We start from the raw sequence: 25,273 nt of genomic DNA, 5'->3' as shown, positions 1-25,273 counted from the left end.
TTGGGGCCGACCATGCCCAAAACCACACTGGGAACGAAATCCGCCAATAGTTGCAGAAGCACGGCTTGATTTCGGCAAAATCCCGACCAACTCCCCTAGACGCCGGTCCGGGGGCGTAGGGGTGGGGTTTACCGTACCGAGCCTTCCCGGGACGCGCTGGGTCCACCGTGCTATAACGCACATCAGAACAACCGAATTGCGAGAGCAGCTATGGCAGTTCATCAGGTCAATCCGCAGGGGGCGAAGCTGGCGGCGCTCGATCCGATCTGGGATCGGATCCGCGGCGAGGCGGAAGACATCCTGCGGCGCGAGCCGGAGCTCGCGACCTTCATCTATGCGACCGTCCTGCATCATGAGCGCCTCGAAGATTCAGTGGTTCATCGCATTGCCGAGCGGCTCGACCACGCCGCGCTGTCGGGCGACCTGATCCGCCAGACCTATGGCGAGGCGCTGCGCGACGAGCCCGATATCGGCAACGCGTTCCGCGCCGATCTCGTCGCCGTCTATGACCGCGATCCCGCGACCTCGCGCTTCATCGATCCCTTGCTCTACTTCAAGGGCTTCCATGCGTTGCAGACCCATCGTCTGGCGCACTGGCTGCATCAGAAGGGCCGCAAGGACTTTGCCTTCTACCTGCAGAGCCGCTCCTCGGCGGTGTTCCAGACCGACATCAATCCGGCGGCCAGGATTGGTCGCGGCATCTTCCTCGATCACGCCACCGGTTTCGTCTGCGGCGAGACCGCCGTCATCGAGGACGATGTCTCGATCCTGCATGGCGTCACGCTCGGCGGCACCGGCAAGGAGAACGAGGATCGCCATCCGAAGATCCGTCATGGCGTGCTGATCGGTGCCGGCGCCAAGATCCTCGGCAATATCGAGATCGGCCATTGCGCGCGCATCGCGGCAGGCTCCGTCGTGGTCAAGCCCGTGCCGCACAACGTCACAGTCGCGGGCGTGCCGGCGAAAATCGTCGGCGAAGCCGGCTGTGCCGAGCCGTCGCGCACCATGGACCAGATGCTCAACGCGATCGGTCTTTGATTTCATTCGCTTTCTGATCGGCAGCGCGTTTCAGCGTGTGCGCAACATCACGTCGCCAAAGCCTGAAAAGGCTCTAGCGATCTTTGCCGTCTCGTCCTAAAACCTCCCCGAAAATCATCGACCCGATTGGAGACGGCCGTGGACGTTCAGGAAGTCAGGAAGCTCGACGCGTATCTGAAACGCGTGTTCAGCAATCCCAAGATCCGCGTGGTGCCGCGGCCCAAGAAGGACGACTCGGCCGAGGTCTATATCGGCGAGGAGTTCATCGGCGTGCTGTTCGTCGACGACGAGGACGATGATCGCTCGTTCCAGTTCCAGATGGCCATCCTGGAAGAAGATCTGGCCGAGTAAGGCGGAACAGCCTCTGCTTGTTAAGTCGTCACTGCGATGCTCGCAGTGACGAACAAGTTATCCCTTCGCGCTGTGCATCTGCGCGGAGAGGCGGCCCATCGCGGTAGCGATGTCGCGCCATTGCGCGAGCCAGCTGCGCGGAAAGCGGAAGGTCAGGTCGGCGCCCTCGATGCGCTGCTCGCTCAGGCACATGCCAGGTGTTGAGGTGTCGCGGGTGCAGCGCGCGACGAGCTGCGGCTCGGTCGCGGTGAACAGATCCTCGCCGCCATAGGGCGTGCCCTCGCGGAACGCGCGCGCCGTCAAGCCGTCATCGGTATTGGCACGCTCGTCGAGATAGCGCGGGTAGATCGTGCGCAGGCGCATGTCCGGCGCGAGTGAATCGTGGTGGGCCGCGATTGACACGAAAATCCTGTCGATCGGCTGCACCTTGTCCTCGACCGTATCGGCGCTGTAGTGCTTCGGCGCGGCAGGCGCCTCCAGCGACGGATAGAGGAAGCTCAGATCGACGCGCTCCTGCGGCCCGGAATGGCGCTGGATCTTCATGCGCACGGCCATCGTCGGCACGTTGAACAGCGTGCCGCCGACGCTGACCGGCAGCCGCGAAGGATCGCTCGCCGGGACGGTCGTATAGGTCGGCCACAACAGATACGCGACGAGCGCAATCGCGCCCGCTGCGATGACCGCCGAGGCGATGATCGGGACGAGATGCGCGCGTGGATTGCGGCGGGTGTCGCGGGCGAGATGCTGGGCGGACGACAGAAGCGTCATGAACGAGGCAAAGACCGGGTCGGGGGAGGTCGAATCACCCGCCGAATATGCCACGAGGCGAGGAATTTCCGTACGATTCCAACGGAATCCCTGAGCAAACGGCCATGCGCAAACGCCACGCCAGCCGGGTCGGATTAACCTTTCCTTAAGGATGATGTGGCGGCCGGCGGCCAATTCTGCGAAGCAGGGGCCAGTTGCCAGTTGCGTAGCGGAAGTTCCCGATGTCGCCCGATACCTTGAATTCCCTGTTCTCGCTGTTGATTGGCTTTGCGTTCGCGGGCGCACTGGCGAGCGGCTATCAGGCGATGGCGGAGCGCCCGGCCGGTTTCGGCCTGCTGCAGGAGGGCGTGGCGCCGAAGACCTTCGCGGCGGTCCCGTTCCTCGTCTTCGCCGCACCCTTCATCATCATGCGCAACACGCTGCGCGGCGCACGTATCGAGCGCCGCCGCTTCGAGTTCGTGATGATGGCAACCGTCATCTCCGGCTTCTGGAGCCTGATGTCGGGCACCTTCTTCATGATGACGCTGCGCGCCGCGGGCGTGCTCGGCTGATCCGATCATGATCCGCGGCCGATCATGGTCGCACTTGCTTGAAACCACGTCCGCCGCTGTGCCAAGGTCACCCTGACCAGAGCTTCGGTTCTGATTGCTCAGACCACGGCCCGGATTTTGTTTTGACGCGTTTTCTTCACGCGAACCGGTGTCCACTTCGCTCGAAAACGCTCCAAGGAGACCTTGATGGCGATCTACGAACTCGACGGGCAGGGGCCCGATCTTCCCGCTGACGGCAGCTACTTCATCGCCGACAATGCCGTCGTGATCGGCAAGGTGCGCCTCAAATCCGCGGCGAGCGTCTGGTTCGGCGCTGTGCTGCGCGGCGACAATGAGTGGATCGAGATCGGCGAGGGCTCCAACGTCCAGGACAATTCGACCCTACATGTCGATCCCGGCTTTCCCCTGACCATCGGCAACAACGTCACGATCGGCCACAACGCGATCGTGCACGGCTGCACGCTGGAAGACGGCGTGCTGATCGGGATGGGATCGATCGTGATGAACGGTGCGCGCATCAGGCGCGGCAGCGTGGTCGGCGCCGGCTCCGTCATCACCGAGGGCAAGGAGTTTCCGGAAAACTCCCTGATCATCGGTGCGCCCGCGCGCGCAGTGCGCACGCTCGACGCCGCGCAGGCGGAAGCGTTGTCGCGGCCGGCCAAGTCCTACGCGATCAGGGGACCGCAGTACAAAGCCGGACTGAAGAAGATCGGCTAAAGCATGATTCGGAAAAGTGCGAAGCGGTTTTCCCGCGCGACAAACGCGTAGCGTTTGCGCGGAGATCATGCTCAGACAATAACTCTGGTTCTCAGCGCTTGCGGCCCTGCTTGCGCGCAGCCTTCGGTGTTGCGGGGCCGGGCTTTGCTGCCTCCTGAAGTCTTGCGCTCTTGCGCAGCGCATCCTTCAGGTCGATCGGAATACCGTGCTTCTTGAGCAGGTCGGCGAAGGCCTCGTCCGCGAGCTCCTGCAAGGTCGCCATCCGGTCGCGTCCAAGCTGCTTCAGCTTGTCGAAAGTATCGTCGTCAAATTCGATCAGCTTGCGCAAATTGCATTGCTCCCAAACCTTATTGCTCCAACGCCCGTGGGAACCGGCGTTTTGCGGACTCGTTGATGTCCGCAAGGGAGAGTTGCCATGCGCAAATTATCCGCCACCGCCGCGTTCGCGACAATTGCGATTCTACTGACGCCCGCGGCGACCGTCGCCCAAGGCACCGGGAGCGGCAGCGGCTCGACAGCCAGCCCGGCATCGCCGCAAGTCACATCACCGCCGCGCGGCACCAACAGCGCCGGTACCGCTCAATCCTCCGGCCGGCTCAACTCCGGTGAGGGCGTCACGACAGGCGCGGCATCGAGCGAAAGCTTCGACAAGGCAATCGCCGATGAGAACAAGGCGGTCGAGCAACGGCTGAAAGGCATCTGCCGCGGCTGTTAACTCTTGACCGCTGTGCCTTGATGAACGCGGGTCGCGCAGAAGTGAGCGCGACATCGACGCGCGGCCGAAGCCGCGGTCCTACATTGCGCTAGCATGCGCGCGACGCGGCGGAGGAGGCTTGAAACGAAAGAGCCTTGGAAAGAGGAGTAACGGGTGATGTTGCGTAAAACGATGATTGCCTTGCTGGCGACGGCATCGGCGGCCCTGTTCACGGTCGACACGGCGTCGGCACGGTTTGGCGGCGGTGGTTTCCACGGGGGCGGTGGCTTCCACGGCGGCGGCGGTTTCGGCGGCTTCCACGGCGGTGCATTCCGCGCCATGGGCGCGGGCGGCGGCTTTCGGTCGGCTGCGATCGGCGGCGGCTGGCACGGTGGCGGCTGGCACGGTGGCGGTTGGCACGGCGGTGGCTGGCATGGTGGCGGCTGGCACCGGCGCGGCTGGGGCTATCCGTTCGCGGCGGCAGCGATCGGCTTCGGGCTCGGCTATGGCGCCTACGATTACTATGACGGCTACTACGGCAATCCGTACTACGCCGGCTACGGCTACGACGATGGCTACGGCTATGGTTATGGCTACGGTGACGGCGGCTGTTACGTCGTGCGCCGTCGCATGCTGACACCGTATGGCTGGCAGGTGCGGCCGGTGCAGGTTTGCAACTGAGGCCATCCGCTGACGCATGGCCCGGTCCATGTGATCGCCATGCTGATGGTCTTGGAATGTTTGGTGCGGCCTCGGTGTCTTGATGCCGGGGCCGTCGCGCATTGGTATGCAGCTTGCTTTGCGTGAAGGCAGTTGCGTGAGCGCGTCGCGAATACACATGGTTCGGCTGCGGTTGGAGCCGGGCCTCAGAGGACATCCGAGATGCTGACCATTCCTGATCTGACATTGCTCTTCATGGTGGTTGTTTCGAGCCTTGCCGTTGCGCTGGTCTACATGCTCCACGAGCTCGAGCCGCAGCTTGCGCGGTTGCGGCAGAAGGGCGGTCGCATCATGCGCGATCGCACCAAGTAGACGGCAATGCCGTTCGCTGCGCTACAGCCGTAGCGACGTCGCAGATGCAGTGCCCGTCAGCCGGGCCCGTTGTGCTGCTTCGGCCATGTGTCGGGAGCCAGGCCTTGGCTGGGCCGTCCCGAGGCCGGGATTCCAGCGCCCCAAAAAACAAGGCCGTCGACGTAGTATACCGTCAACGACCTTGCCAGCCCCGGATATTGAAATCGGCTCACGCCATCCGGTGATTTAAGGATGACTCGGATTCCAAGTCGGTTATGTGAACCAGTTCACAAAGTCCGGATTAATTCACGGTAACGGGCACTCAAACGAGGCCGGCGTCAGCAGGCCTGGAGTCCGCAAGTTCCACCTTAGCTGCTGATCTTGTTCGGGATTTGGCGCATTTTGATGGCGGGTGCGGCGACCAGGCGATCGCCATCTTCGCTCGTCACCCGCGCGATCTGTGGCGCTTGCGGTTGGCGCTCCGTGTGGCCTTCGACCGCTTGCGCGGCTCGGGCTCGGCCGCCGGCTCATTGGCTTGCGCGCTCGCCAGCGACTGCCGCAACCCCTCGACCTGCTCGGTCAGTGCGGCGACCTGGTCGGACAGCCTCTTGGCGTCGGCCTGCTGCAGGGCGAACTGCTTGCGCATGGTCAGCAGCTGATCCTGCACTTCCTGCAATTGGTCGATGGATTCCTGCTGGGTCGCCTCCATCCCCTTGGTCTTTTCCACCAGGGCCTCGGAGACCTGCGCGGTCCGCGCCTGCAGCTGGCGGGCGGCGACCATTCGATCGGTCTCGGGCACGTTGCCACTGAAGGCGCGCCACAGCGCGATCGAGCCGATCCCGAACAGCACGAGCACCAGCGCCACGGCGCCGATCGCGATCGGCTGCACGCCAATCAGGCTGCTGGCTTGCGAATTCCGGGGGGCAAGTTCGACCATGCGACCAGAACCGGACGTCAATTGAAAGGTTCGGAATACCACAACCACCGCGCGGGCAAAACCCCCGGAGATTCAAGCAGGTGGCGCAGGAAGTGCAAAACTCGCCGCAAATTGCGGGGCTTCTGTCCCAAAACGGGACCATTCGACGCGAGCGGGCTCAGCCCGCGGGCGCGATCAGGCCAACCCTCATGTCCTTCGCCAGATAGACGCAAACGCCGTCTGCGAGCACGCGGCCGTCGGCGATCCCCAGCACCAGGCGGCCGCGCCGGACCTGACGCATGTCGACCTCGTAGCGCACCAGCCTGACGTCCGGCGTGATGTGCCCCCGGAACCTGACCTCGCCGACCCCGAGCGCGCGGCCTTTGCCCAGCGAGCCCGACCAGCCGAGCCAGAAACCGATGATCTGCCACATGGCGTCGAGCCCGAGGCAGCCGGGCATCACGGGGTCGCCGGCAAAGTGGCAGGCGAAGAACCAGTGGTCCGGCGCAACGTCGAGTTCGGCCGCGACGCGGCCCTTGCCGTAGGCGCCGCCGTCGATGCCGATATCGGTGATGCGATCCATCATCAGCATCGGCGGTGCCGGCAGCTGCGCGTTGCCGGGGCCGAAATAGCCGCCCGCGCTCGAGCGCAGCAGATCCGGCTTGGCGTAGGACGATTGCGGCGTGTGAAAATCGTGCGGGTTGAACAAGATGGCCACCGACCTTGGGGTTATTGTTGAACGTTAGGAGCGGCTACGCCGCGTGGCTTTTGACTTGATGGGCAGGGGGCCGGGCGGCAGGCGCAGCGCGGCGGCCATGAAGGCCCAGATGTCGTCGGTGAGCCTTGCCGGATCCGGCCGTCGTTCGCCTGTCAGCGCGCCGATCAGCGCCTGACGGATGCCGCCGATCATCAGCGCGATGGTGAGGTGAGGGTCGAGCTCTGCGGGCACGATCCCGTCGCGCTGCGCGGCTTCAAGCATGCGCGCACCGGCTGCGAGCTGGCGGCCGGTGAAGGCGGTCTCGACGTCGAGGACCTCGGGTGCCCGGCTCAGCGGGCCGATCACGAGGGGCGCGAACGGGTGCTCATAGTGAAAGTCGACATAGGCGCCGATCCGCGCCTTCTCGCGGTCCGCCCAGTTCGTGGCGGACAGCTTGGCGCCGCCGAATGCCGCCTCGTCGAGGCGTTCGTAAAAGTCCTCGACCACGGCGGCGATCAGGCCGGCCTTCGATCCGAAGTGGTGATAGGCGAGCCCGACCGAGACCTGCGCCCGTCTCGCGACGGCCTGCATCTCGAGGTGCCCCTGGCCTTCGATCAGTTCCTGTTGGGCTGCCGCGAGCAGCCGTTCCCGTGTCCCGAGGCTCGTCGCGCCCATCCGCTTGTCCGTTGCTGAATTGAATTCAATTCAATAGGGCAGATGCTAGGATGTCAAGCCTCGGACGCCGGACGGCCGAGCGAAGCGGCGAAAGGCGTGCGATGGCGTTTGCGATCAAGACCGAGATCCGTGAACCGCGGGCGAAGGCATTCACCTTCGCCGCGCAGAAGACCATGTATGGCGGCAGGCTGATCGTCGCAGGCGACGTCGTGTTCGTATTCGCGAGCGAGAACGAAGGCGGCAACGGCCTGATCGCGCGTGGGATCGTCACCTCGGCCGAAGCGGTGCCGCGCAAGGCCGGCATCGCCAGGCAAACGCCGCGCGTCGGCATCGCGGTCAGGCGCGTTGCGTTGGCGAGGCAGCCGCTCGGACGCGAGCAGCTCAAGCGCTTCAAGGATTGGGACGACGGCCGGCCCGAGACCGAGCTCAACTTCAAATTCTATCGTCAGGCTACCAACAAGATCGTCGGCATCACCGACCTGACGGCGGCCTTCCTTGAGCGCTTCTTCTGATCAGCGGCCACCGCACCCCCAAAAAGGTTGCGGCCAGGCTTTGGGGGAGGCTCGCCCCGTTATTGATTTGCCTTGGTTTTCCGCGCTGGCGCAGCGTCGTCCACGGCTTCTCCACTGGGCAGCAGATCGACGCGATCCCATTCCTCGGAGGCTGCTGTGTGCGTGTAGCGCCGCGCGCTGCGTTCATCGCGCCATCTGCCGGTGCCGACCAGGCCGTGCGTGTCGGCGCCGCCATAGCGGCGCATCCACGTCGCCCATGTGTGGCAGAAGGTGTGGAAGGTGACCCAGCTATAGCGGTAGCGCGGGATCTCCATCTTGTCACCGCGTTTGGGTCGCTTGACCGGTGGCAGGCCGCACGCCGTCACCTTGGCGTTGAGGAAGATGAAGTTGCGGTGCCCGCCCTGGTGGAAGCGGAACACCTTGCCCTCGGCGCGCCGGTGCGGCGCCAGCAGCTCGCACAGCTCGCTGCGGAGCTTCACGGTGCGCGGATCGCCATTCTTGGATGTCTCGATATAGGCGAGCCGATCGTCGATTGAGACCCGCTCCCAGCGCAGCGCAAGGGCCTCGCCGATCCGGCAGCCGGTGTAGAGCAGAAAGCGCAGCAGTCTTCCCATCTCGGCATCGACCTGATCGGCCGCCTTGATGATCGCAAAGGCATCCGGGGGCAGCAGGAACAGCGTGCGCGCTTTTCCCTTGTAGCCCTTCGGCCGGCGCACCGTGATGCTGATACCGGCGTGATGCAGCACGGCCGAGACCGGCGTGTAGACATAGCCATTGCGGGTGATCGGCTGGACGTCGGGATAGAGCAGCACAGCGGCCTCGTCGATCGCGGCCTGGTCGATCTGGTCGAGCGGCGTTTCGCCGAAATGCTGGATCAGCAGCTTGAGGCCGCGCTTGGCGCCGCCGGCCTTGAGGTAGGAGACCGCTGCCGACAGGAACGTCGGGGCGTCCTTTACGGCCGGCCTGGGCGGATACTCACCACGTTCGATGGCCTTTTCGATCCGGTCGAGTTCACGCTGAGCTGCGGCGCGTTTAGGAGTTCCCGAGCTTCGGTCAACAGGGACCCGCATGTAGCTTCCGCGGATCGTCCAGTTCGGCGTTTTACCGGGGCGGGGCGGGAAGAGCTTGAGCGGCATGGTACTCTACTCACTGTCGCGTCCAGGATGCGATCGATGTCGCTCTCCCGGAAGAGCCTAGACCGCCCCAACTGGCTGTAAAATGCCCGGCCCTCGGCGTCCACGGGATTTTCCGCGAGCCAATCCTGCAGCCAGCGCTTGCTTTTGCGCAGGCGGGCGGCGGCCTCGGCCAGGGTGAGGGGCTCGGTCATGACGCCGGCTTCGCCATCCCGGGCGGCCGGTCGAGCATCTCCCGGACGGCGTCGGCCACAAAGACGATCCGCTGAACCCGGTCGGCTTTCGACAGTAGCGGGTCGAGGTATTCCCGGCAGCCGGCGGCGAGCAGCAGCAGCTCGTCCCCGTAGCGGAATGGCGGGCAGGCGTAGTGCGCGACTTCGACCAGGAGGCTCGCGACGGCCTTCTGGCGGCCGCCGTCGCTGTCGGCCCCTCGCATCTCGGCCACGAAGTCGGAACATGCGTCGCTGAGGGCCATCGCGCTTCTCCGCTCAGACAGCTTCCGCTGTCGCGGCCTGCCTCACCTCGATCGACAATAGCGTGTAGCCCTCGAGCCGGCCGCCAGCCCTGTAGCTGGCCTCCCAGATCTCGACGGCGCCGGCGCAGGTGCCGCGCACCCGGACGCCCTGGCGGTTCAGCCGGTCGACATCCAGGCCGAACCGCGCGGCCAGGGCCTTCTTCGTCAGCACCGCGCCGACGTTGATCTCAGAGCGATGCAGCTGATGCAGTGTCCCCATTCCCGATTCCCCGTTCTGCGATGGTGGTGATGATGACGGCGCGCATCGCGACCAGGTCGCCGCGCTGCGCGTGGAGTTTCTGGCAACAGATCAGCGGGTTGATGCCGAGCTCGTGCCAGAAGGCAAGCTCGCCGCGGTTGTGCTGCGCATCGCGCGCGAGGCGGCGGTCATCGGCGCATAGCGGCAACGCCCAACGGTCCTCGGGCTTCTTGCCGAGCCCGGAGGCCTTCCCGAAGGCGGCCGATGCCATCCGGACGTGTGCCGCTTCGCTGGGCTCCATCCCGCAGGAAAGGCAGGGCAGTGTCCGAATGGCAGCCAGATAACCGGGCTCGCGCCCTTCGCCCTGCTCAAAGCGGCGCGGCCGGGGCTGGCAGGCCATTGCGCGCTTGAGCAGGGCTCCGGGGGGCGACACGGGAAGGATGCGTTGCGGGCGAGGGAGCTTCACAACGGCCTCGACATTTCCACGGCCACAACGTGCTGCGCGGCGACCTGGCGGGCGTCGTCGACGAGCATCACGACCTCGCCGAAGCGGAAGCCGTTGCCGACGAGAGAGCGGATCGCGTCGCGCTCGTCGTTGAAGGTGCCGGCGGCGAGCAGATGCTTTGCCATGCGCGCGACCTTTTCGGTGCGCTCTTCAACTTCCGGTATGACGACCGGACCGTCGACCAGGCGAATGCGGGGATGCGAGGTTGTCATCAAAACATCCTGTTGGCGTTTGATGCAGGCGGCGACCCTTGCTATCGGGACGCCGCCTGCGGGGTTATCGGGACGGTGCCGCGTCGCCCGTCCCGATCTCAGAAACTCACGCGAACGCATTCCGCCCCGGGAATGGCAGCGGCTGATGGAATCCCCGATACTGCAGGCGCTTGGTCGCGGCGATCCGCTCGACGCAGGCGAGCGCCGCGATTTTCTCCGCGCTCCAGCCGGTGCGATCGACGAAGCGCGGCCCCAGGCCTTTCTGCTGCGCGAACGCCGACGACATCGTCGCCACGATGAAATCGAACGGCATTTCGCCGGGCTCGATCTGGAACATCACCTTCGGGCACCACACGGCGCGGGTGGCATCGCCATTGTCAGAGACGAGCAGCGCCTTGTCGGTCGCGTTGTGTTTCGTCAGCGCCAAGCAGGTGAGGCCGGCATTGATCGAGCGCGGCCGGCGCCGATCGAAGGTGTGAAGGCGCGGGCGAAGTTCGATGATGTTGCCGGATGGGTAGAGGTTATGCATGACGCTACTTTCTTTGCACTGGTTGAGACGAAGCGAGACACGCGGCCTCTGCCGGCAGAGCGTCGAGCGCGGTCCCGCAAAGCGACCGTACGAATGCGATTGCCGCGGTCTGTGCCTCGGCCTCACTGTTGAAGCCGCCGCGGCTAGCAAGTTCGCCGCCGTCGTATGAGCACTCAACGGAGACATGCCAGACCCATCCGCAATGGCGTTCGCGTTGATCGCTGGTCGAAATGCGGAATTCGCCAGCAAAAAGCTCGTGGCCGCTATAGGGGCGTGGCGTCCAGGCCCGGCGCGGGCAGCAGTGCCAGACATCATGCTGCCGGCTGCGCCAATATGCGGGCTCGTCGAGGAATAGCTCGCCCCAACGCGTGGTCCCGGTCGCTTCGCGCTGGATATTCATCACGCGCGCTCCCGTGCGGCCTTGCGTCGCAGGGCGCGTTGACGGCGCTGCACGGCCTGGTGCTCGCGTTCGATGATCAGATCGCGCGTCTGCTGCGCGACGCCGCGGAACCGCCATAGCGCATCGGCGCGCTCGCGTAGATCAGCATGACGCTCATAGGCATAATGCCAGTCGTGTGCGCTGAAGATCCGGAGACCGCCGCCGATCCGTCGGCGCAGTTCCATCCGGATGCCATCAATCTTTCGGTCGATGATCCGGATCGCTTCGATCTGGGCCGCGAGGAGTGCGGATGGCATGGGAGAGACTCCGTTGAGGCAACGGAGTGAATTTCCCACAGAAATATAGATCGGTCAAGAAAATCATTTCTGTGGGAAATATGAGTTCGCGACGGTTCATATTCGGCGCAAAATGGCGTCGGATTAGCGGGCGATCTTACGCTTCGATTTGAGTAGGCTTTCCCGGGCCTGCGGAGAGAATTCGGAGAGCGCGGCGATCTGTGCTTCCGAGGGCGGTTTACGGAATAGGTCGTTGACCGTGATGCCCATATGATCCGAAAGCTTTAGTAAGTACAGTGCGTTAACGTTGTTCTTTACCCCGCCAGAGATGTTGCTGATGTAGCTCTGGGTGCAGCCGGCGATACGCGCCGCCTCGGTCGCACCGATGCCTTTCAGCTTCAGCCAAGCGCCGAGGAAGATCTCCTGAGGCTCTACATGGTTCCGTTTTCCCATGTTGCATTGTAGGAACCCGCTCGCGGACCCGATCATTTCCGAGGGAAATATTTTCCGTTGACGTGAATCATTTCTGGTGGAAATACTTCCGGTCATGTCAGATGATTCGCATCCAATGCTTCGCTGGGCCGAAGGAAAAGGAATGACGGTCGAGCAGCTCGCCGAGAGCGCCGACTGTTCGCCCGCGCATCTGCGCAACATTTTCGCCGGACGAAAGGAAGCATCCTTGCGATTGGCGCACCGCTTGAGCGAGCTGTCCGGCGGCGTCGTCGCGATGGATGCTTTTTTGAAGCCGGACAGCGAAGAGGCCCGAGCATGACGAACGCCCGGGTACGCAATTACATTCCCCATAATTCTGGTCCCACAGATGTGCCTGCACAATTGCACATCCATGGAAACACAACTTGCGCCGATCTCACAGCACGACTTTACGGCGACGTCGCGAAATCGATGCGGCGGCGCAAGGACTCGCTCAGCGAGTCCAATGTCTTAGCGTCAACTCCGCGTTGTCGCTGTGAAGCAGTTTCCATCATCGCCAGCTCAGCCAGTACCACCAGCGCCGTTTTTGTAGTCGGCGCGCGTCTTCCTGCGCCGCGAAGATTGCGCGCCAAGCTATGTCGCTTTCGTTCGCTTCGTACAAAGGAGGCTGCGTCATGTTGTCGCTCGTCGAGGTTGCGTTGCTTTGTCCGGTCATTGTCGCTGCGTACCTCGTTGTGCTCGAGCTGGCCGATCCGCTCTGAGCTGACTGCGTTTCGTCGCGTTGTGTCGGGGGTTGTTGCGTCATGTCCATTGCCGAATCGTGCACATTGCCGCCGTCACGGCCTAGGAGAACACTTCGAACAACTGTTCGAAGAGACCCGCAGGCTGAACGATTGTCGAAATTCGGGCGCGTCTGCCTCACGCTCTGGCCTGACCAGAAGCCGGACGTCGTCCTGGCGCAGCGCGTCGGCTGCTCGGAGCGGGCAGCACAGTTCTACATCACCGGCGATCGCGAGCCGTCCTACGAGGCCCTCATGGCCGTGCTCGACGAGCTGCGCCCGCGCAAGCGGGCCTGAACTCACCTTCACCAACCACCGAGAGGACGACCATGCAGCTTGGATCGACGCAGCGGGACACCATCACCGGCTTTCAGGGAGTGGTCGTGGGCTTCTGCCAGTACATCTCCGGATGCAACCAGGCGCTGCTGGTGCCGAAAGTCGCGGAGAACGGCGAGTTCAAGGAAGGCCATTGGTTCGATGTGCAACGTCTGAAGCAGATCGGGACCAAGGTGATCAAGCTCGACAACGGCGCGACGCCGGGCTTCGACAAGGCGGCACCCAAGCGCTGATCCTGATTTCACGGACATCGCCGCACGAAAAGCGGAGGCCAGACGCGAGCGGCGTGTTTACTGGCACGGATCCGGAAACGTCAACTTCGCCGGGCCGTAAAATGGGCGGCGTATACCGCAATCGCGGCGTGACGGGCGGAGAGAGTGCCGCGCATTCATCAGCAGAAGGAGAAGTCGATGCTAACCGTTCTATGGAAGATGCCCAATGGGGGCGAGGAGATTTATGTAGCGCCGAGCGTATCCAGGGTTCCGGCGTTGGTGGCCGAAGCGGCCGAGCTGGAAGCTGCCGATTGTCACGGGGCCGCGCATATCGCGATGCAGGTCGCGACCGGCAAGGGCACCGAGCGCACGGTGATCAGTATCGGCGAGGTGTTTGTGATGAACGCCGAGGGCAGGACGGTCGCGACCTACCGGTTCTAGTTTACAGTTCGGGCGGCGGCCTTGGCATCCATGAGCCCGGGTCAATTATGTCGGGCGCCAGCATGCCTGGTGCGGCTCGACCGGGAAGGGCGCGCGACCGCGCTATGTGCCCCGCCGCCGCCCGGAGTTCTTCGCGGAGGGTGGCATGAAGGACGACCTCACCTTCGATATCTCTTCGAGGCCAATGTCCCAGAGCGAGGCCTTGGCCCGACACCGGATTGAACGCATTGCGCGCGCGATACGTGGGCATGCACTTCGCAGCGATGATCCCGCTGCTTATGGCGATCTTGAAGAGCGTTGGGTGAACGCTGCGCGAGCCGCGGTCATGATCATGGATCGGCATGCAGCATGAGCATCCTCTCTCACAGTTCGGGCGGCGGCCTTGGCATCCAACAGCCCGGGTCAATGACACGGGGTACCAGAGCAAAGGTTCAAACTCCGTCGGGAAGGGCGCGTGAGCGCGCTATGTGCTCCGCCGTCGCCCGATCCGTTCGGAGGGCCGCATGATCCCGCTGCTTCTCGAGCTCAAGGATCGCCTGGATAAGGAAACCCTCGTCCGGCGCCTCCTCGAAGGGCAAATGCAAGAGGCCGTGCGGAGCGGCTGCAATGGCGACTTTCAGCGCGGATACGTTTGCGCGCTCTACCACACCTGGCAGTCGGCCGGCTATCCCGCGACAGCGGCGTCGATTGCTGCGGAGGCTCTCGTGAAAGGCGGCATTCTCGCCAGTGACGGAGTGCCCGACTGATCGGACTTTTGCCCAATAAACAATAAGAGCGGCACCAACCGCACGCCTGTTTTTGTAGCGTTACTGCGTAACCCCGACATCAGATCAACCGCGCGCGTTCGGTCATTTCCGGACGTGAGCCTTTGCGACCCGAATTTTGAGGAGCTTCGCCGATGATCGTTCTCGCGAAAATCCTGACTGCCATTGCCCTGGTCTTCATCGCGCTCGGTCTCGTGTCCGCGGTGATGGTGTCGCGTCCGCGCGAGCCACGGGCCGGCCGGCGCCTGCGAGGGCCGGCCGGCTACCCGGGCCCCTATGACATGGGCGGCTTCACTCCCGGGCAGTGTGAGGCGATCGCCCGCCGCCCGGTCGAGCTTCATCACCGAACCGAGGGAGTTGCCCTCCACTCGGCCGCGGGCAGCGGTGCGGTGTCCTCTCGGCCGCTGCCGCTGCCCGCGAACGACTTCAAGCGCACCGAGCGACAGATTGCGCCGGGACTCAGCAGGCAGCTGCTGTTCGGCGCGCCGTCGCCCAAGAAGCCGTTCGGGAGGGCCCGTCGTGCATTCTAGCTTCTCAGAGGAGGAACGCAGGTTCACGGCCACCGAGCACGCCAATTTCATCGCGGGCAAGGTGGTGGCCTACGCCACCGCCTATCTCGATGGCCGACATGATCTTGCTGATCTCGCCCGCAACGCCGCCTCGGTGATGATCGACCTGCTGCTGTGCAGCACCGACGACCGGGAGGCGAAGGCGATCCTTGATCCCGCGCGGCTACTCGCCAGCGCCATGATCGGCACCGCCTGCGCGGCTTCGCCGGCGCGGCTTGAACGGTGGCAGAAGGCGATGGGCGCCATGGTCGAGCTGGTCAAGCACGTCAGCACCGAGCTCCGCGAATCCGGAGTGCAACGCTCATGATCAGGCCGCTGTCCCAAACCCTGAATGATCTGATCGGAATAGCCGAGAGCGTCGTGACCCGGGCCCGCTACGCGACGCCAATGCCGCGCGCGACCTTTGCCGCGCTTGCCGCCGAAGTGCGTGAGGCGGAGAGCCTCCCAGCCGATGGCCAGCGCGCTACCTATGGCGCCATCGTCGTCGTTAACGCGATCGAGGCGTTCCACGCGACCGGCAGCGAGTCTGGTTCGCCCTGGCAGATGATCGTCGGCACCGCGCTTCCGCTGCTGCGGACCGATGCGTGGATTGCGCTGAACCAGGAGAAGGCGGCACAGCAGGAGACGCGGCGATGAGCGGCAAGCGTTTCGAGATTGCATCGTCGCTGAAGCTATCCATGACCGGCAGCGACGCCCCGCAGCGGATCGATGGCGATGCCTCGCGTAGGTTCATGCCAGTCGAACAGTTCGACGAACCTGCGCCGATGGCACTCGCCGAGGCCGCCGAATGTTGCGGCGAGTTTCTCTGCCGCTCCGCCGACGATGCGAATGAAGGCTGCTGCGCCAACTGTCCGATGCTCGTCGAGCGCAAGCGGGAAGAGTTTCTGCGGAAGGCGAGGGCGCACTGATCCCTGCCGGCGGGAAGCCGGCGAATCTGGAGAGCGTGAGACATGAACGAGTTGACAAAGACCGATCCGAATTCACCGGCGCTGAAGGTCGAAGGCCTCGGCTCGGTGCTGATCAAGGCCGGCACGGCGTTCGCCGGTGTGCAATTCGATGCTGATACGGCGGTGCGCATCGACGGCCTCGAGCCGGGCACCGACTATCTGGTGCTGGTCGCGGACGGCGCGCCCATCGCCGTGAAATACGCCGGCGATGACGGCGATGCCTACCTGGGCGGCTTCCATTTCGCGCCAGGCGGCAATGCCGAGGCGCGCACCGGCGGCGACAGCGTGCCGGCCATCAATCCGTTCTCGGTGTGGGACCGCAACTTCCGCCCCACATGCCCGGATCCGCGTGGCATGGCACTGATCACGATGCCCGGTCGCAAGTTCTGGTGCGATATTTATCTCACCGGCGCCGATTGTGATCGCAATGGCACCAGCGCGTTCGGCGTCACCATCGCCGACGGCGATGATTGCCCGCGTGATCCAGATGGCGAGCGCTATCGCAGGTTCGACTACGCGACGGCGGCCGCGGTGATGGCCGTGCATGGCAAGGGTCTCCTCAGCGTCGAGGAATTCTTCGCTGCCGCCATTGGTGTCACCGAGAAGACGGCTCTTGATCGTAATCCGAAGAAGACCGGCCTCGATGCACCGCGCACCTCGCGCTTCGGCATCATGCAGGCGACCGGCAACATGTGGATCTGGGGTCACGATGGCGACCCAGACACGCCGCGCGCTTCGCTGTTCGGCGGGTCCTGGCTCAGCGACGGCAGCGCGGGCTCGCGCTACGCGGGCGTCGCCTGCGACTGGCCGGGGGACTCGGACGACGATATCGGCGCCCGCGGCCGCAGTGACCACCTGCAACCTGGTTAGCCGGCGCGACAGCGCCGGCCTGTGACCGCACGCATGATCGTCAAGGATGACAACGCAGCAACCGACGCCCTGGCGATCGTCGAGAAATACGAGGCTTTCGTGAACTATCTCTACCCGATCCTGCAGAACGCACCCCGCAAGCATGGCGTCATCCGCGACGTCGTGCTTGCGGCGTTGTTCGCGCCGATCGGCGGCCTCTATCACGCGGCAAAGTCGCGGCAGGTCTCACGGCTTCACGCCGTCGACGCCGAGTTCGCGACCTTGCGCTCGCATCTGCGCTTCCTCAGCCAGGGCCATATCAAGATCCTGACCCCGAAACAGCATGTCGTCGCACTGGCCATGCTGGCGGAGCCCGGGAAAATGCTCGGCGCCTGGCTGCGGAAGCTCAAGGAATCGGACGTGCGTGCACGTCCGGTGGGGCAGGCGGGGAAATGATGCAGCCGCGCGCTTCGATGTTCGGCGGGTCCTGGCTCAACGACGGCAACGCGGGCTCGCGCTACGCGAACGTCGCCTACAACTGGCCGGAGAACTCGAACGACAATATCGGCGCCCGCGGCCGCAGTGACGATAGGTTCGATGCTCGGGAGCGGTTACGGCCGTCCCGGCAGGCCTGGCGCTTCGATCTTCGATCGAAGTCGCCGTCGGCATTTTGGCCTCCGGCCAAAAGCCTGTGGTCAGCCCGCGTGTCCCGCTTCGGCGAATACACTTCGCGGTCCGGCAGAACGGGGCGTAGCGGCAACATGCCGTCGAGACCCGCGGCCGGTTCTTCCCTTTGGAATAGGTCGCAAATGACCATGCGTTACCGCAATCTGATCGGCTCGATCACCTCGATCCGCAACATGGAGCAGGCCATTCGCCTCACCGCCAGAGGCAAGCGGCTGACCGGCGGCTATCTCGAGTTCAAGGAATTCTCCGCGCTCAACCTTGCCGACCTGGCGCGCGAGATGGCCGACGGTTCCTATGTCGCCGGCGCTCCGCATGAATTCCACATCTTCGATCCGAAGAAGCGGCTGATCTCGGCGCTGCCGTTCCGCGATCGCATCGCGCAGCAGGCGCTTTGCCTGGCGATAGGCCCGATCTTCGATCGCGCGCTGCTGCCGCGCGCCTACGCTTGCAGAGTCGGCAAGGGCACCCACGCCGGCGTGATGCAGCTGCAGGCTGACCTGCGGCGTGAACAGCGCGACGGTACAAGGCTATATTTCCTGAAGACGGATTTCTCGGCCTACTTCGCCTCGATCGAGCGGCCGGTACTGTGGCGGTTGATCGAGGCCAAGATCTCCTGCCGCGCGACCCTGCGCCTGATCGAGGCCATGGTGCCGCGGTATGGCATTGGCCTTCCGATCGGCAGCCTGACCTCGCAGATCTTCGCCAACCTCTACACCGGCGCAACGCTGGATCGGCACCTGCAGCAGACGTTGGGTGAGCGGCTCTGGTATCGCTACATGGACGATCTCGTCGTGCTCGGCACGAGCTCTGAGCATCTGCGTGCGGTCAAGGGCTCGATCGAGGCGTTCTCGCGCGATGAGCTCGGCCTGCGCTTCTCGAAATGGCAGGTCGCGCCGGTCTCCCGCGGCGTCAACTTCCTCGGCTACCGGATCTGGGCCAGCCACAAGCTCTTGCGCCGCGACAGCGTCGTTCGCGCCCGTCGCAAGATCGCGGCCTATCGCGCCGCCGGCGATCATGAGCGCCTGCACAGGTTCCTTGCTGCGTGGCTCGGCCATGCCCGATGGGCTGATAGCGCAGACCTGATCCGCAGCCTTGGCATTCAGTTTGACCGCATGGGGAGGCCGCACTGATGTCCCTGATCGATCATCTCCAGAAACAGCAGCAGGAGGTCGATCGACGCCTGCATAAGGCGCTCGACGACGCCGGCCGCAGCGCGCTCGGCATGCCGACCTCGGTCGAGACGTTCAAGGCCTGGCTGACGCAGGCGGGACTGTGCCTAGTGCCGAAGTCGCGGGGAGAGGCCAATGGTTAGCCGCTCCCCGATCGAATGGACCGAGCAGACTTGGAATCCGATCGTCGGCTGCTCGATCGTCTCGCCTGGCTGCACCAACTGTTACGCCATGACGATGGCGGCTCGCATCGACAAGATGACGTTGCAATCGCACTACGCTGGGCTCACCAAGAAGGTGAACGGCAAGCAGGCCTGGACTGGCAAGCTCGCCTTGGCAGGCGACTACGCCTTCCATGCGCCACTGCGCCGAAGGAAGCCGACGACCTATTTCGTCAACTCGATGGGCGATCTGTTCCATGAGGATTGTCCCGACGAATGGATCGACAAGGTGTTCGCCGTCATGGCGTTGACACCGCACCACACCTACCAGGTCCTGACGAAACGCGCGAAGCGGATGCGGGACTACTTCACCGCGCGGTCTGAGGCGAAACGCAACAGCTTGATCGCTGAGGCAGCGGCAGCGATCGCCAATCACGACAAGCGTGCATCCGAGCTCCATTATCTGGCCGGTCACAATTGGTCACTTGCCGAGTGGCCCATTCCCAACGTCTGGCTCGGCGTCTCGACCGAACGCCAGAAGGAAGCCGATGATCGGATTCCGGAGCTGCTCGCCACGCCTGCTGCGGTCCGCTTCGTTTCGGCCGAGCCGCTGCTCGGTCCGGTTGATCTTAGCATTCTACACGGGCCGGATTCGGCGCCTGTCGGTCATCCCTTGGTCGACATCGGGGCCCTCAGGCTGATCGAGGGCCTCGACTGGGTCATTGTCGGAGGCGAGAGCGGTCGCGGCGCGCGGCCTATGAGCATCCAATGGGCGCGAGAATTGCGCGACCAATGTGCTCGCGCCGGCGTGTCCTTCTTCTTCAAGCAGTGGGGTGAATGGCGCCCGGCGGGGTCACATCGTGCCGGCGACCCGGGACGGTTTGCGTTCGGGGACTATGAATACGATCGCACCGCGATGGTGCAGGTGGATGGTTATCCGAGGCAGTTCACCATGTTCGGCGCCAGGTCGACCATGCAGCGCGTCGGCAAGAAAGCCGCCGGCAGGCTGCTCGATGGCGTCGAGCACAATGGATTCCCAAAGGTGCCGGCATGAAGCACCTGCGCTGCATCGGCGGCCCTCGGCACGGGTCGGTGATCGAACTGGCCGAGCACACCAATGAGGTCGACCTCGTCAATCCGCGGTCGAAAGGCCTGTCGCGTACCCGCTACACGGCCAGGTCCGTCTATGTGACCGGCGAAAGCGTGCACTTTCTCGCGCCGATCGACATGAGCTACGGCGACGCGTTGCGCATCGCGCTCGGGCCGATCGAGCATTTCAAGCGGTCGTGGATTTCGATCGAGGAAGAGAAGGAGCTGCGCGACCGGATTGCGGCGCTCGAAGCTGAACTTCTGCAGGTGTCGGCATGACGCTCCGCGCGATCGACCCGGCACCCTTCCGCGCCCGCTATACCGGTCCAGCTTCCGACGCCGGCGAGCGGCCCGAGCTGCAGTGGGTGAAGATCTCCCGCATGCGGATCGACCCGCGCTACCAGCGCGAGATCGGCCGCCGCGGTGCCGATAACATCGTGGCGATCGCGCCTGCGTTCCAATGGGCCAAGTTTGCGCCCGTCGTCGCGCCGATCGAGGGCGGCCTATTTGCGATCATCGACGGCCAGCACCGCGCGACCGCGGCAGCGCTTCGCGGCTTCGATTCCGTGCCCTGCGTCATCATCGCCGTCGACCAGGCGGCGCAAGCCGACGCTTTCGTCGCGATCAATGCCAACGTCACCGCCATGTCGCCGCTGCAGCTGCACGCCGCGCGCCTCGCCGCCGGTGACCAAGCCGCGGCCGCGCTCACCGCGGTGTGCGCGGAGGCCGGCGTCACGGTCTGCCGCTATCCGGTGCCGGCGAACAAGATGCAGCCAGGCGAAACGCTAGCGGTCGCCATGCTGCAGAGCGCGCTCGACAAGTACGGCCGTGAGATCCTGATCGCGGCGCTCAGCTGCATCACCAAGACCCGCCGCGGCAATCCCGGCATGATCCGCAAGCAGATCGTCGAAGCGCTCTGCGCGGTGCTCGAGGCCGAACCCGACCTCACCGTCGATCGTAAGGCGCTGATCTTCCGGATGCAGACCTTCGACTTCGCTGCGGCGTTCAACGCGGCGCGCGCCAAGTCGATCGACAGCGGCGATACGGTCGTCGCGGTGCTGGTCGAGGCGATCGGCGCGCACCTCGAGTCCAAGGCAGGACAGGAGCCGCCGCGTGGCAAAGAAGATCAAAAAGCCCAAGCCCGGACCGTACAAGCCAAGGAACCGGTGAAACCGCCGCAGCCGGCGAAGCCAGGAGCAGCGGCGCCGGCGCGCGTCAACACCGGCGCCGGCCTCTCGATCGGCAGCCAGGAGATCTCATTCAACGGTCGCAAGGTCCGCGTGGTGCCGCGCGCCGCGGCGCTGGTCGGCGTTCTCGCCAAGGCGATGCCGAGCTTTGTCGGCGACAATTTCATCATTGGACGGATCTGGAGTGTCCGTCCGGCCAATGCCGGCGAGATCCTGGACTCGCTGGTCAGCGACCTGAAGATACTCAAGCAGATCGGCCTCGAAGTCCGGACACAGCGCGGCGTCGGGCGGCAGCTGGTGGAGACATCATGACGCTGCTCGCCGCCTACGATCGCGCCCGCACAGCGCTCGCCGAGGCCACCAAGATCGACCAGGTGCTCGCGATCCGCGACGAGCTCGAGCACGTCAAGCTCTATGCCCGGCAGATCCAGGACCGGGCGCTGTTGGCGGACGCGACCGTGATCCAGATGCGCTCGGAGCGGCGGCTCGGCTTCCTGCTCGAGGAAGGCCGCAAGGCCGGATTGATCGCGAGCCATGGGCAGCGACGCAAGGCGAAGCCGAGCCCGGAGGACACAACGCCGGCGCTGGTGACACTGCCTGAGATCGGTATCAACCGGCGGCTGTCGCAGAAGGCCGGACGGGCGGCGGCAATGGCTGATGAGGACTTCGAGCAGCTCGCGGAAGCCGCACGCGAGAAGATCCGGAGCGCCGGCGCCATCTTGGTCGACCCGATCAACGCGGCGGCCAAGGACGCCGAGCTCGCCGGCCGACGCCAGGCGCACGCCGAGCGTACCAAGGACGGCGGCTCGATCGCGGATCTCGGCAAGATGGTCGCCGAGGGCCGCACCTTCGGCTCGATTGGCTCCGACCCGCAGTGGAAATTCCTGACCCGCTCGGCTGCCGGCGAGGGCCGCAGCGCCAACATCCATTACAAGACCGAAGAGGTCGACAAGATCAAGGACCTCCCGGTCGGCCAGCTGCTTGCCGATGACGGCGCCTTCTACATGTGGATGGTCGACTGGTGCCCGCAGGATGCGCTCGACCTGCTCGCGCATTGGGGCCTGAAGCATATCACCACGGCGTTTACCTGGGTGAAGACGAACTCGGCCGCTTCTATCGACGTGTTCGACACGTTTGCAGATTCCACCTGGCATATGGGCCAAGGCTATTGGACCCGAGCCAACCCCGAACAGTGCTGGTTCGCTACCAAGGCCGATTCAAAACAGAAGCCGAAACGTCTGCACGCCGACGTGCGACAGCTCATCGTGGCGCCGGTGATGGAGCATTCCCGAAAACCCGATGAATGGCTCGACCGGATCGAGCGGCTTACGGGCGGCGATTACCTCGAGTTGCAGGCAAGGCGCATACGGCCCGGATGGGTTTCGTGGGGGGACGAGCTCGAATTCACGGGAGTGGCGGCCTGATGCATGTCGTAAAGTCATTGAAGCTCGAAGCACTCGCTCGACAAAGCGGTCGATGCATCTACTGCAAAATGCCGATCACGCAGGATCAGGCGACTGCTGATCATCTGCATCCGAGGTCACGAGGCGGCCGCCATACCCGCAGCAATATCGTTGCCGCGTGCTGGCCGTGCAATTGCGCAAAGGCGGATCTCCACGAAGGCACGTTCTTCAAGTGGATCACCGCCAAAAGGCCGCCGGTGGACCAGGCGATTGAGATCATCCTGATCTGGTCCGCGCGACGCATCTGGAACCGAACCCATCGCGCGTGTGCGCGCATCATGAGGGCAGCAGCGTGAGCAGCAGCGATCTGATCGAGCGGCTTTGCCGCAGCCTAGCGTTTCACATCGTCGAGTCCGAATTGACGCTCAGTCACGCAGAGGGCGACATCGAAGATTGGCGTGAGGAATGCACCGCCGCAAGGGCACTGATCGCCGAGGCAGGCTTCGATATCGACGTTCTTTATCCGGTGCTGGACCGGCCGACCACGGGAGAACCGCAATGAAGGGTGTGACCGGCAGGCCATGGACCGACGACGAGCACCGGCGCATGCTCAAGATGAAGGCCGACGGGCACAAATGGCCCGCGATCGGTGCAGCTCTCCACCGTACCGCATACGCCGTCGCTGCTCGGTACCGCGAGCATACCGGCGATATCGGGATCTCGCGCAACGTCCGCAAGGCGCAAAGCGAGGCATTCCAGGCACGCCAGGCGATCTACGATCTGCCGCCGCGTTCGCTGACCGCTGAATTCTTCGGCGACCCGCTGCCCGGTCGGAGTGCGCTCGATCGGCGCCAGCAGCAGTCGGAAACGCGCGCGATCTCATTGGCGGGGATATCGCAATGATCGACGCCACGTTGCCAACCGTCGCGCTCTCGGTCCGCCAGCCCTGGGCCTGGGCCATCATTCACGGCGGCAAGAACATCGAGAACCGCGGCCACGTCGCGATCACCAAGGGCGGCATGTCGCGCCGGCGCATCGCAATCCACGCCTCGAAGGGCATGACCCGCGAGGAATACGTTCACGCCTATGACTTCATGCATTCGATCAACGTCCTCTGCCCACCGGCTGGCGCACTGATCCGCGGCGCCATCATCGGCAGCATCGACGTGGTCGATATCGTCACCCGATCGAGCTCGCCCTGGTTCTTCGGGCCGCGCGGCTTGGTGCTGAAAGATCCGGCCTCGTGCGTTCCAGTGCCGGCATCCGGCGCGCTCGGTTACTTCGCGTGGAAGGAAGGTGGCGCGATCGAACCGACGCTGAAGTGGATGCAGCCCAAGTCGGACGTGCCCGATCCGGTTGCTGAGAATGCAACGTCCGATCTGTTTCAGCCAGAGGATCGGTAATGGGCACTGATCCAGATGGCTTCTTCAATGCCGATTCGATCGAGATCGGTCTTTGCCCCGATCCGAAGTGCACAGCGATCCACGTTCACCTGCTCAATGAGCATGGCGAGCCGCGGGCACAGATGGCGCTCGCCTGCGAAAACATAGAGCCGATCGTCGCCGATCTCCGCCAGCTGCGCGACGAGATCATCGCCGGTGCAAAGGCTGTGAGGAAGCAATGATCCGTCATCGCCCCACCAACCGCCGTGCGCACGAGACGATCGCGATCGAGCACGAAGATCAGCGCTACAAGGTCGGTCTCGGCCGGGAGGTTGTTTATGGCCAGCGCGAGCAGCTCGGCCCGATCGTCGAAGTGTTCCTTAACGCCCAGAAGGTCAACTCGCCGATCGACGTGCTCGTTTCCGACGGCGCCATCCTGATGTCGATGCTGATCCAGTACGGCTGTCCGCCTGCGGACATCTTCCACGCCATGAAGCGCAACCCGGATGGCTCAGCGGCATCGCCGCTCGGTCGGGCTGCGGCGTATCTCGTCGAGGAGCAGTCGTGATGCAGGATGTCACCGCGTTCCCGCTATGCTGGCCGCAGGGCTTTCCGCGCTGGAGGTCCGGCCGATCGAGCGGCGCGTTCAAAACGAATTTCGACACTGCGTTGCGCAACGTGCGCAAGAGCCTCGAACTGTTCGCCAAGGACAGCAACCGGAAGATCGAGCGGCCGGTGCTGTCCAGCAACATCGATTTCAATCCGCTGACCGTCAATAGCGGCAATCGCCCCGCCGATCCCGGCGTCGCGGTCTGGTTCTCATGGGACGGCTTGCAGGTCTGCATCCCGGTCGACCGCTACGACACGCCGGCGGCGAACCTGCAGGCGATTCATCACATCATCGAGGCGCGCCGGGTCGAGCTGCGCCATGGCACGCTGGCGCTGGTGCGGGCGACCTTCACCGGCTTCCAGGCGCTGCCGGCGCCGAAGGGCAAGCACTGGCGGGATGTGCTCGAGCTGACCGACGTGGCCGTGGTCTCGCGATCGCATATCGAGACCGCGCATAGGGCGCTGTCGATCCAGCACCATCCGGACAAGGGCGGCAGCACCGAGGCGATGGCCGAGCTGAACAATGCGCGTGACACCGCGCTACGCGAGGTCGGCTGATC

At 64.3% G+C, this 25,273-nt stretch carries 47 protein-coding genes and 1 pseudogene; 33 read left to right on the top strand and 15 right to left on the bottom strand.

Annotated features, from left to right (window positions below; translation table 11 throughout):
- Positions 1-210: 210 nt before the first annotated feature.
- Positions 211-1,038: a serine O-acetyltransferase gene (gene cysE / locus QMZ05_RS12895; RefSeq protein ID WP_353701088.1), complete on the top strand. Its 828-nt coding sequence runs from the start codon at positions 211-213 to the stop codon at positions 1,036-1,038.
- 138 nt (positions 1,039-1,176) lie between these two features.
- Complete coding sequence (locus QMZ05_RS12890; protein ID WP_021077729.1) at positions 1,177-1,389, top strand: DUF3126 family protein; 213 nt, start codon at positions 1,177-1,179, stop codon at positions 1,387-1,389.
- A gap of 57 nt (positions 1,390-1,446) precedes the next feature.
- Here the strand turns inward: QMZ05_RS12890 and QMZ05_RS12885 are convergent, their stop codons facing one another.
- Positions 1,447-2,157 carry a hypothetical protein gene (locus QMZ05_RS12885; RefSeq protein ID WP_353701087.1) on the bottom strand — a complete coding sequence of 237 codons (711 nt, stop codon included), beginning with the start codon at positions 2,155-2,157 and terminating at the stop codon, positions 1,447-1,449.
- A gap of 221 nt (positions 2,158-2,378) precedes the next feature.
- Between QMZ05_RS12885 and QMZ05_RS12880 the strand changes: the two genes are divergently transcribed.
- Positions 2,379-2,708 carry a hypothetical protein gene (locus QMZ05_RS12880; protein ID WP_074125661.1) on the top strand — a complete coding sequence of 110 codons (330 nt, stop codon included), beginning with the start codon at positions 2,379-2,381 and terminating at the stop codon, positions 2,706-2,708.
- Between the two features lie 186 nt (positions 2,709-2,894).
- Complete coding sequence (locus QMZ05_RS12875) at positions 2,895-3,425, top strand: gamma carbonic anhydrase family protein (RefSeq protein ID WP_353701086.1); 531 nt, start codon at positions 2,895-2,897, stop codon at positions 3,423-3,425.
- Positions 3,426-3,516: 91 nt separating this feature from the next.
- Here the strand turns inward: QMZ05_RS12875 and QMZ05_RS12870 are convergent, their stop codons facing one another.
- Positions 3,517-3,753: a hypothetical protein gene (locus QMZ05_RS12870; RefSeq protein WP_353701085.1), complete on the bottom strand. Its 237-nt coding sequence runs from the start codon at positions 3,751-3,753 to the stop codon at positions 3,517-3,519.
- Positions 3,754-3,840: 87 nt separating this feature from the next.
- Between QMZ05_RS12870 and QMZ05_RS12865 the strand changes: the two genes are divergently transcribed.
- From QMZ05_RS12865 to QMZ05_RS12855, 3 genes are all read left to right on the top strand, one after another.
- Positions 3,841-4,140: a hypothetical protein gene (locus tag QMZ05_RS12865; protein ID WP_353701084.1), complete on the top strand. Its 300-nt coding sequence runs from the start codon at positions 3,841-3,843 to the stop codon at positions 4,138-4,140.
- A 156-nt stretch (positions 4,141-4,296) separates the two neighbouring features.
- Positions 4,297-4,800, top strand: a complete 504-nt coding sequence (locus QMZ05_RS12860) for a hypothetical protein (protein ID WP_353701083.1) — start codon at positions 4,297-4,299, stop codon at positions 4,798-4,800.
- A 201-nt stretch (positions 4,801-5,001) separates the two neighbouring features.
- Entirely contained in the window at positions 5,002-5,151 is a 150-nt protein-coding gene (locus tag QMZ05_RS12855; protein ID WP_353701082.1) for a hypothetical protein, read from the top strand.
- A 424-nt stretch (positions 5,152-5,575) separates the two neighbouring features.
- On the opposite strand, the gene QMZ05_RS12850 is transcribed toward QMZ05_RS12855, so the two are convergent.
- The 3 genes from QMZ05_RS12850 to QMZ05_RS12840 all read right to left on the bottom strand — a co-directional run bounded on the left by QMZ05_RS12850 (position 5,576) and on the right by QMZ05_RS12840 (position 7,418).
- Positions 5,576-6,067, bottom strand: coding sequence for a hypothetical protein (locus QMZ05_RS12850; RefSeq protein WP_353701081.1), 492 nt, complete (start codon positions 6,065-6,067; stop codon positions 5,576-5,578).
- 157 nt (positions 6,068-6,224) lie between these two features.
- Positions 6,225-6,755 carry a bifunctional 3-hydroxydecanoyl-ACP dehydratase/trans-2-decenoyl-ACP isomerase gene (fabA, locus tag QMZ05_RS12845; protein WP_353701080.1) on the bottom strand — a complete coding sequence of 177 codons (531 nt, stop codon included), beginning with the start codon at positions 6,753-6,755 and terminating at the stop codon, positions 6,225-6,227.
- A gap of 33 nt (positions 6,756-6,788) precedes the next feature.
- A complete protein-coding gene (locus QMZ05_RS12840) occupies positions 6,789-7,418 on the bottom strand; it encodes a TetR/AcrR family transcriptional regulator (protein ID WP_353701079.1) in 630 nt (209 codons plus the stop codon).
- A 101-nt stretch (positions 7,419-7,519) separates the two neighbouring features.
- Between QMZ05_RS12840 and QMZ05_RS12835 the strand changes: the two genes are divergently transcribed.
- Positions 7,520-7,930 (top strand): hypothetical protein, encoded by a 411-nt coding sequence (locus QMZ05_RS12835; RefSeq protein ID WP_353701078.1) that lies wholly within the window; start codon positions 7,520-7,522, stop codon positions 7,928-7,930.
- A gap of 59 nt (positions 7,931-7,989) precedes the next feature.
- Here the strand turns inward: QMZ05_RS12835 and QMZ05_RS12830 are convergent, their stop codons facing one another.
- The 10 genes and pseudogenes from QMZ05_RS12830 to QMZ05_RS12785 form a co-directional block, all read right to left on the bottom strand.
- Complete coding sequence (locus tag QMZ05_RS12830) at positions 7,990-9,066, bottom strand: site-specific integrase (protein WP_353701077.1); 1,077 nt, start codon at positions 9,064-9,066, stop codon at positions 7,990-7,992.
- A gap of 32 nt (positions 9,067-9,098) precedes the next feature.
- A pseudogene (locus tag QMZ05_RS12825) lies at positions 9,099-9,257 on the bottom strand (helix-turn-helix domain-containing protein); the annotation flags it as partial.
- A complete protein-coding gene (locus QMZ05_RS12820; RefSeq protein WP_353701076.1) occupies positions 9,254-9,538 on the bottom strand; it encodes a hypothetical protein in 285 nt (94 codons plus the stop codon). The pseudogene QMZ05_RS12825 and the gene QMZ05_RS12820, both read right to left, overlap by 4 nt.
- A 13-nt stretch (positions 9,539-9,551) precedes the next feature.
- Complete coding sequence (locus QMZ05_RS12815; RefSeq protein WP_353701075.1) at positions 9,552-9,797, bottom strand: hypothetical protein; 246 nt, start codon at positions 9,795-9,797, stop codon at positions 9,552-9,554.
- The gene (locus QMZ05_RS12810; protein WP_353701074.1) at positions 9,766-10,176 is read right to left on the bottom strand and encodes a hypothetical protein; all 411 of its coding nucleotides are present in this window, start codon (positions 10,174-10,176) and stop codon (positions 9,766-9,768) included. The genes QMZ05_RS12815 and QMZ05_RS12810 overlap by 32 nt, the downstream gene beginning before the upstream one ends.
- 62 nt (positions 10,177-10,238) lie before the next feature.
- Positions 10,239-10,493: a hypothetical protein gene (locus tag QMZ05_RS12805; RefSeq protein WP_353701073.1), complete on the bottom strand. Its 255-nt coding sequence runs from the start codon at positions 10,491-10,493 to the stop codon at positions 10,239-10,241.
- Between the two features lie 106 nt (positions 10,494-10,599).
- Positions 10,600-11,022 carry a hypothetical protein gene (locus QMZ05_RS12800; RefSeq protein ID WP_353701072.1) on the bottom strand — a complete coding sequence of 141 codons (423 nt, stop codon included), beginning with the start codon at positions 11,020-11,022 and terminating at the stop codon, positions 10,600-10,602.
- A 4-nt stretch (positions 11,023-11,026) separates the two neighbouring features.
- Positions 11,027-11,422: a hypothetical protein gene (locus QMZ05_RS12795; RefSeq protein ID WP_353701071.1), complete on the bottom strand. Its 396-nt coding sequence runs from the start codon at positions 11,420-11,422 to the stop codon at positions 11,027-11,029.
- Positions 11,422-11,718, bottom strand: a complete 297-nt coding sequence (locus tag QMZ05_RS12790) for a hypothetical protein (RefSeq protein WP_353701070.1) — start codon at positions 11,716-11,718, stop codon at positions 11,422-11,424. Before QMZ05_RS12790 ends, QMZ05_RS12795 begins: the two co-directional genes overlap by 1 nt.
- Before the next feature lie 123 nt (positions 11,719-11,841).
- Positions 11,842-12,150: a helix-turn-helix transcriptional regulator gene (locus QMZ05_RS12785; RefSeq protein ID WP_353701069.1), complete on the bottom strand. Its 309-nt coding sequence runs from the start codon at positions 12,148-12,150 to the stop codon at positions 11,842-11,844.
- A 142-nt stretch (positions 12,151-12,292) separates the two neighbouring features.
- Here QMZ05_RS12785 and QMZ05_RS12780 point away from each other — a divergent pair, with 142 nt between their 5' ends.
- The 25 genes from QMZ05_RS12780 to QMZ05_RS12660 all read left to right on the top strand — a co-directional run bounded on the left by QMZ05_RS12780 (position 12,293) and on the right by QMZ05_RS12660 (position 25,271).
- Complete coding sequence (locus tag QMZ05_RS12780) at positions 12,293-12,469, top strand: hypothetical protein (RefSeq protein ID WP_353701068.1); 177 nt, start codon at positions 12,293-12,295, stop codon at positions 12,467-12,469.
- Positions 12,470-13,022: 553 nt separating this feature from the next.
- The gene (locus QMZ05_RS12775) at positions 13,023-13,205 is read left to right on the top strand and encodes a hypothetical protein (protein WP_231190595.1); all 183 of its coding nucleotides are present in this window, start codon (positions 13,023-13,025) and stop codon (positions 13,203-13,205) included.
- 32 nt (positions 13,206-13,237) lie between these two features.
- Complete coding sequence (locus tag QMZ05_RS12770; RefSeq protein ID WP_353701067.1) at positions 13,238-13,477, top strand: hypothetical protein; 240 nt, start codon at positions 13,238-13,240, stop codon at positions 13,475-13,477.
- Positions 13,478-13,621: 144 nt separating this feature from the next.
- Complete coding sequence (locus QMZ05_RS12765; RefSeq protein ID WP_353701066.1) at positions 13,622-13,897, top strand: hypothetical protein; 276 nt, start codon at positions 13,622-13,624, stop codon at positions 13,895-13,897.
- Positions 13,898-14,042: 145 nt separating this feature from the next.
- The gene (locus QMZ05_RS12760; RefSeq protein WP_353701065.1) at positions 14,043-14,249 is read left to right on the top strand and encodes a hypothetical protein; all 207 of its coding nucleotides are present in this window, start codon (positions 14,043-14,045) and stop codon (positions 14,247-14,249) included.
- A 151-nt stretch (positions 14,250-14,400) separates the two neighbouring features.
- The gene (locus QMZ05_RS12755; RefSeq protein ID WP_353701064.1) at positions 14,401-14,643 is read left to right on the top strand and encodes a hypothetical protein; all 243 of its coding nucleotides are present in this window, start codon (positions 14,401-14,403) and stop codon (positions 14,641-14,643) included.
- A gap of 152 nt (positions 14,644-14,795) precedes the next feature.
- Positions 14,796-15,191: a hypothetical protein gene (locus QMZ05_RS12750; protein ID WP_353701063.1), complete on the top strand. Its 396-nt coding sequence runs from the start codon at positions 14,796-14,798 to the stop codon at positions 15,189-15,191.
- Positions 15,181-15,537 (top strand): hypothetical protein, encoded by a 357-nt coding sequence (locus QMZ05_RS12745; protein WP_353701062.1) that lies wholly within the window; start codon positions 15,181-15,183, stop codon positions 15,535-15,537. Before QMZ05_RS12750 ends, QMZ05_RS12745 begins: the two co-directional genes overlap by 11 nt.
- Complete coding sequence (locus QMZ05_RS12740) at positions 15,534-15,866, top strand: hypothetical protein (RefSeq protein WP_353701061.1); 333 nt, start codon at positions 15,534-15,536, stop codon at positions 15,864-15,866. Before QMZ05_RS12745 ends, QMZ05_RS12740 begins: the two co-directional genes overlap by 4 nt.
- Positions 15,863-16,138 carry a hypothetical protein gene (locus QMZ05_RS12735; protein ID WP_353701060.1) on the top strand — a complete coding sequence of 92 codons (276 nt, stop codon included), beginning with the start codon at positions 15,863-15,865 and terminating at the stop codon, positions 16,136-16,138. Before QMZ05_RS12740 ends, QMZ05_RS12735 begins: the two co-directional genes overlap by 4 nt.
- A gap of 42 nt (positions 16,139-16,180) precedes the next feature.
- Positions 16,181-17,047: a hypothetical protein gene (locus QMZ05_RS12730; RefSeq protein WP_353701059.1), complete on the top strand. Its 867-nt coding sequence runs from the start codon at positions 16,181-16,183 to the stop codon at positions 17,045-17,047.
- Positions 17,048-17,080: 33 nt separating this feature from the next.
- Positions 17,081-17,482, top strand: coding sequence for a diversity-generating retroelement protein Avd (avd, locus tag QMZ05_RS12725; protein ID WP_353701058.1), 402 nt, complete (start codon positions 17,081-17,083; stop codon positions 17,480-17,482).
- Between the two features lie 353 nt (positions 17,483-17,835).
- Positions 17,836-18,843, top strand: a complete 1,008-nt coding sequence (locus QMZ05_RS12720; RefSeq protein ID WP_353701057.1) for a reverse transcriptase domain-containing protein — start codon at positions 17,836-17,838, stop codon at positions 18,841-18,843.
- Positions 18,843-19,025 (top strand): hypothetical protein, encoded by a 183-nt coding sequence (locus tag QMZ05_RS12715; RefSeq protein ID WP_353701056.1) that lies wholly within the window; start codon positions 18,843-18,845, stop codon positions 19,023-19,025. Before QMZ05_RS12720 ends, QMZ05_RS12715 begins: the two co-directional genes overlap by 1 nt.
- The gene (locus QMZ05_RS12710; RefSeq protein ID WP_353701055.1) at positions 19,018-20,097 is read left to right on the top strand and encodes a phage Gp37/Gp68 family protein; all 1,080 of its coding nucleotides are present in this window, start codon (positions 19,018-19,020) and stop codon (positions 20,095-20,097) included. Before QMZ05_RS12715 ends, QMZ05_RS12710 begins: the two co-directional genes overlap by 8 nt.
- On the top strand, positions 20,094-20,411 hold the full coding sequence (locus tag QMZ05_RS12705; protein ID WP_353701054.1) for a hypothetical protein: 318 nt from the start codon (positions 20,094-20,096) through the stop codon (positions 20,409-20,411). Before QMZ05_RS12710 ends, QMZ05_RS12705 begins: the two co-directional genes overlap by 4 nt.
- Positions 20,408-21,631, top strand: coding sequence for a ParB N-terminal domain-containing protein (locus QMZ05_RS12700; RefSeq protein WP_353701053.1), 1,224 nt, complete (start codon positions 20,408-20,410; stop codon positions 21,629-21,631). Before QMZ05_RS12705 ends, QMZ05_RS12700 begins: the two co-directional genes overlap by 4 nt.
- Positions 21,628-22,743 (top strand): MT-A70 family methyltransferase, encoded by a 1,116-nt coding sequence (locus QMZ05_RS12695; RefSeq protein ID WP_353701052.1) that lies wholly within the window; start codon positions 21,628-21,630, stop codon positions 22,741-22,743. The genes QMZ05_RS12700 and QMZ05_RS12695 overlap by 4 nt, the downstream gene beginning before the upstream one ends.
- Positions 22,743-23,078 carry an HNH endonuclease gene (locus tag QMZ05_RS12690; protein ID WP_353701051.1) on the top strand — a complete coding sequence of 112 codons (336 nt, stop codon included), beginning with the start codon at positions 22,743-22,745 and terminating at the stop codon, positions 23,076-23,078. The genes QMZ05_RS12695 and QMZ05_RS12690 overlap by 1 nt, the downstream gene beginning before the upstream one ends.
- Positions 23,075-23,284 (top strand): hypothetical protein, encoded by a 210-nt coding sequence (locus tag QMZ05_RS12685; protein ID WP_353701050.1) that lies wholly within the window; start codon positions 23,075-23,077, stop codon positions 23,282-23,284. The genes QMZ05_RS12690 and QMZ05_RS12685 overlap by 4 nt, the downstream gene beginning before the upstream one ends.
- A complete protein-coding gene (locus tag QMZ05_RS12680; protein ID WP_353701049.1) occupies positions 23,281-23,625 on the top strand; it encodes a hypothetical protein in 345 nt (114 codons plus the stop codon). Before QMZ05_RS12685 ends, QMZ05_RS12680 begins: the two co-directional genes overlap by 4 nt.
- Complete coding sequence (locus QMZ05_RS12675) at positions 23,622-24,125, top strand: hypothetical protein (RefSeq protein WP_353701048.1); 504 nt, start codon at positions 23,622-23,624, stop codon at positions 24,123-24,125. The genes QMZ05_RS12680 and QMZ05_RS12675 overlap by 4 nt, the downstream gene beginning before the upstream one ends.
- The gene (locus QMZ05_RS12670; RefSeq protein WP_353701047.1) at positions 24,125-24,346 is read left to right on the top strand and encodes a hypothetical protein; all 222 of its coding nucleotides are present in this window, start codon (positions 24,125-24,127) and stop codon (positions 24,344-24,346) included. The genes QMZ05_RS12675 and QMZ05_RS12670 overlap by 1 nt, the downstream gene beginning before the upstream one ends.
- Entirely contained in the window at positions 24,343-24,672 is a 330-nt protein-coding gene (locus tag QMZ05_RS12665; protein WP_353701046.1) for a hypothetical protein, read from the top strand. The genes QMZ05_RS12670 and QMZ05_RS12665 overlap by 4 nt, the downstream gene beginning before the upstream one ends.
- A complete protein-coding gene (locus tag QMZ05_RS12660) occupies positions 24,672-25,271 on the top strand; it encodes a J domain-containing protein (protein ID WP_353701045.1) in 600 nt (199 codons plus the stop codon). The genes QMZ05_RS12665 and QMZ05_RS12660 overlap by 1 nt, the downstream gene beginning before the upstream one ends.
- The last annotated feature ends 2 nt before the right edge of the window (positions 25,272-25,273 follow it).

The sequence above is a fragment of the Bradyrhizobium sp. INPA03-11B genome, assembly GCF_040446015.1.
Lineage (GTDB): Bacteria > Pseudomonadota > Alphaproteobacteria > Rhizobiales > Xanthobacteraceae > Bradyrhizobium > Bradyrhizobium macuxiense_A.
The sequence above is the reverse complement of the archived record's forward strand: the minus strand, read 5'-3'. Positions and strand labels throughout refer to the sequence as shown.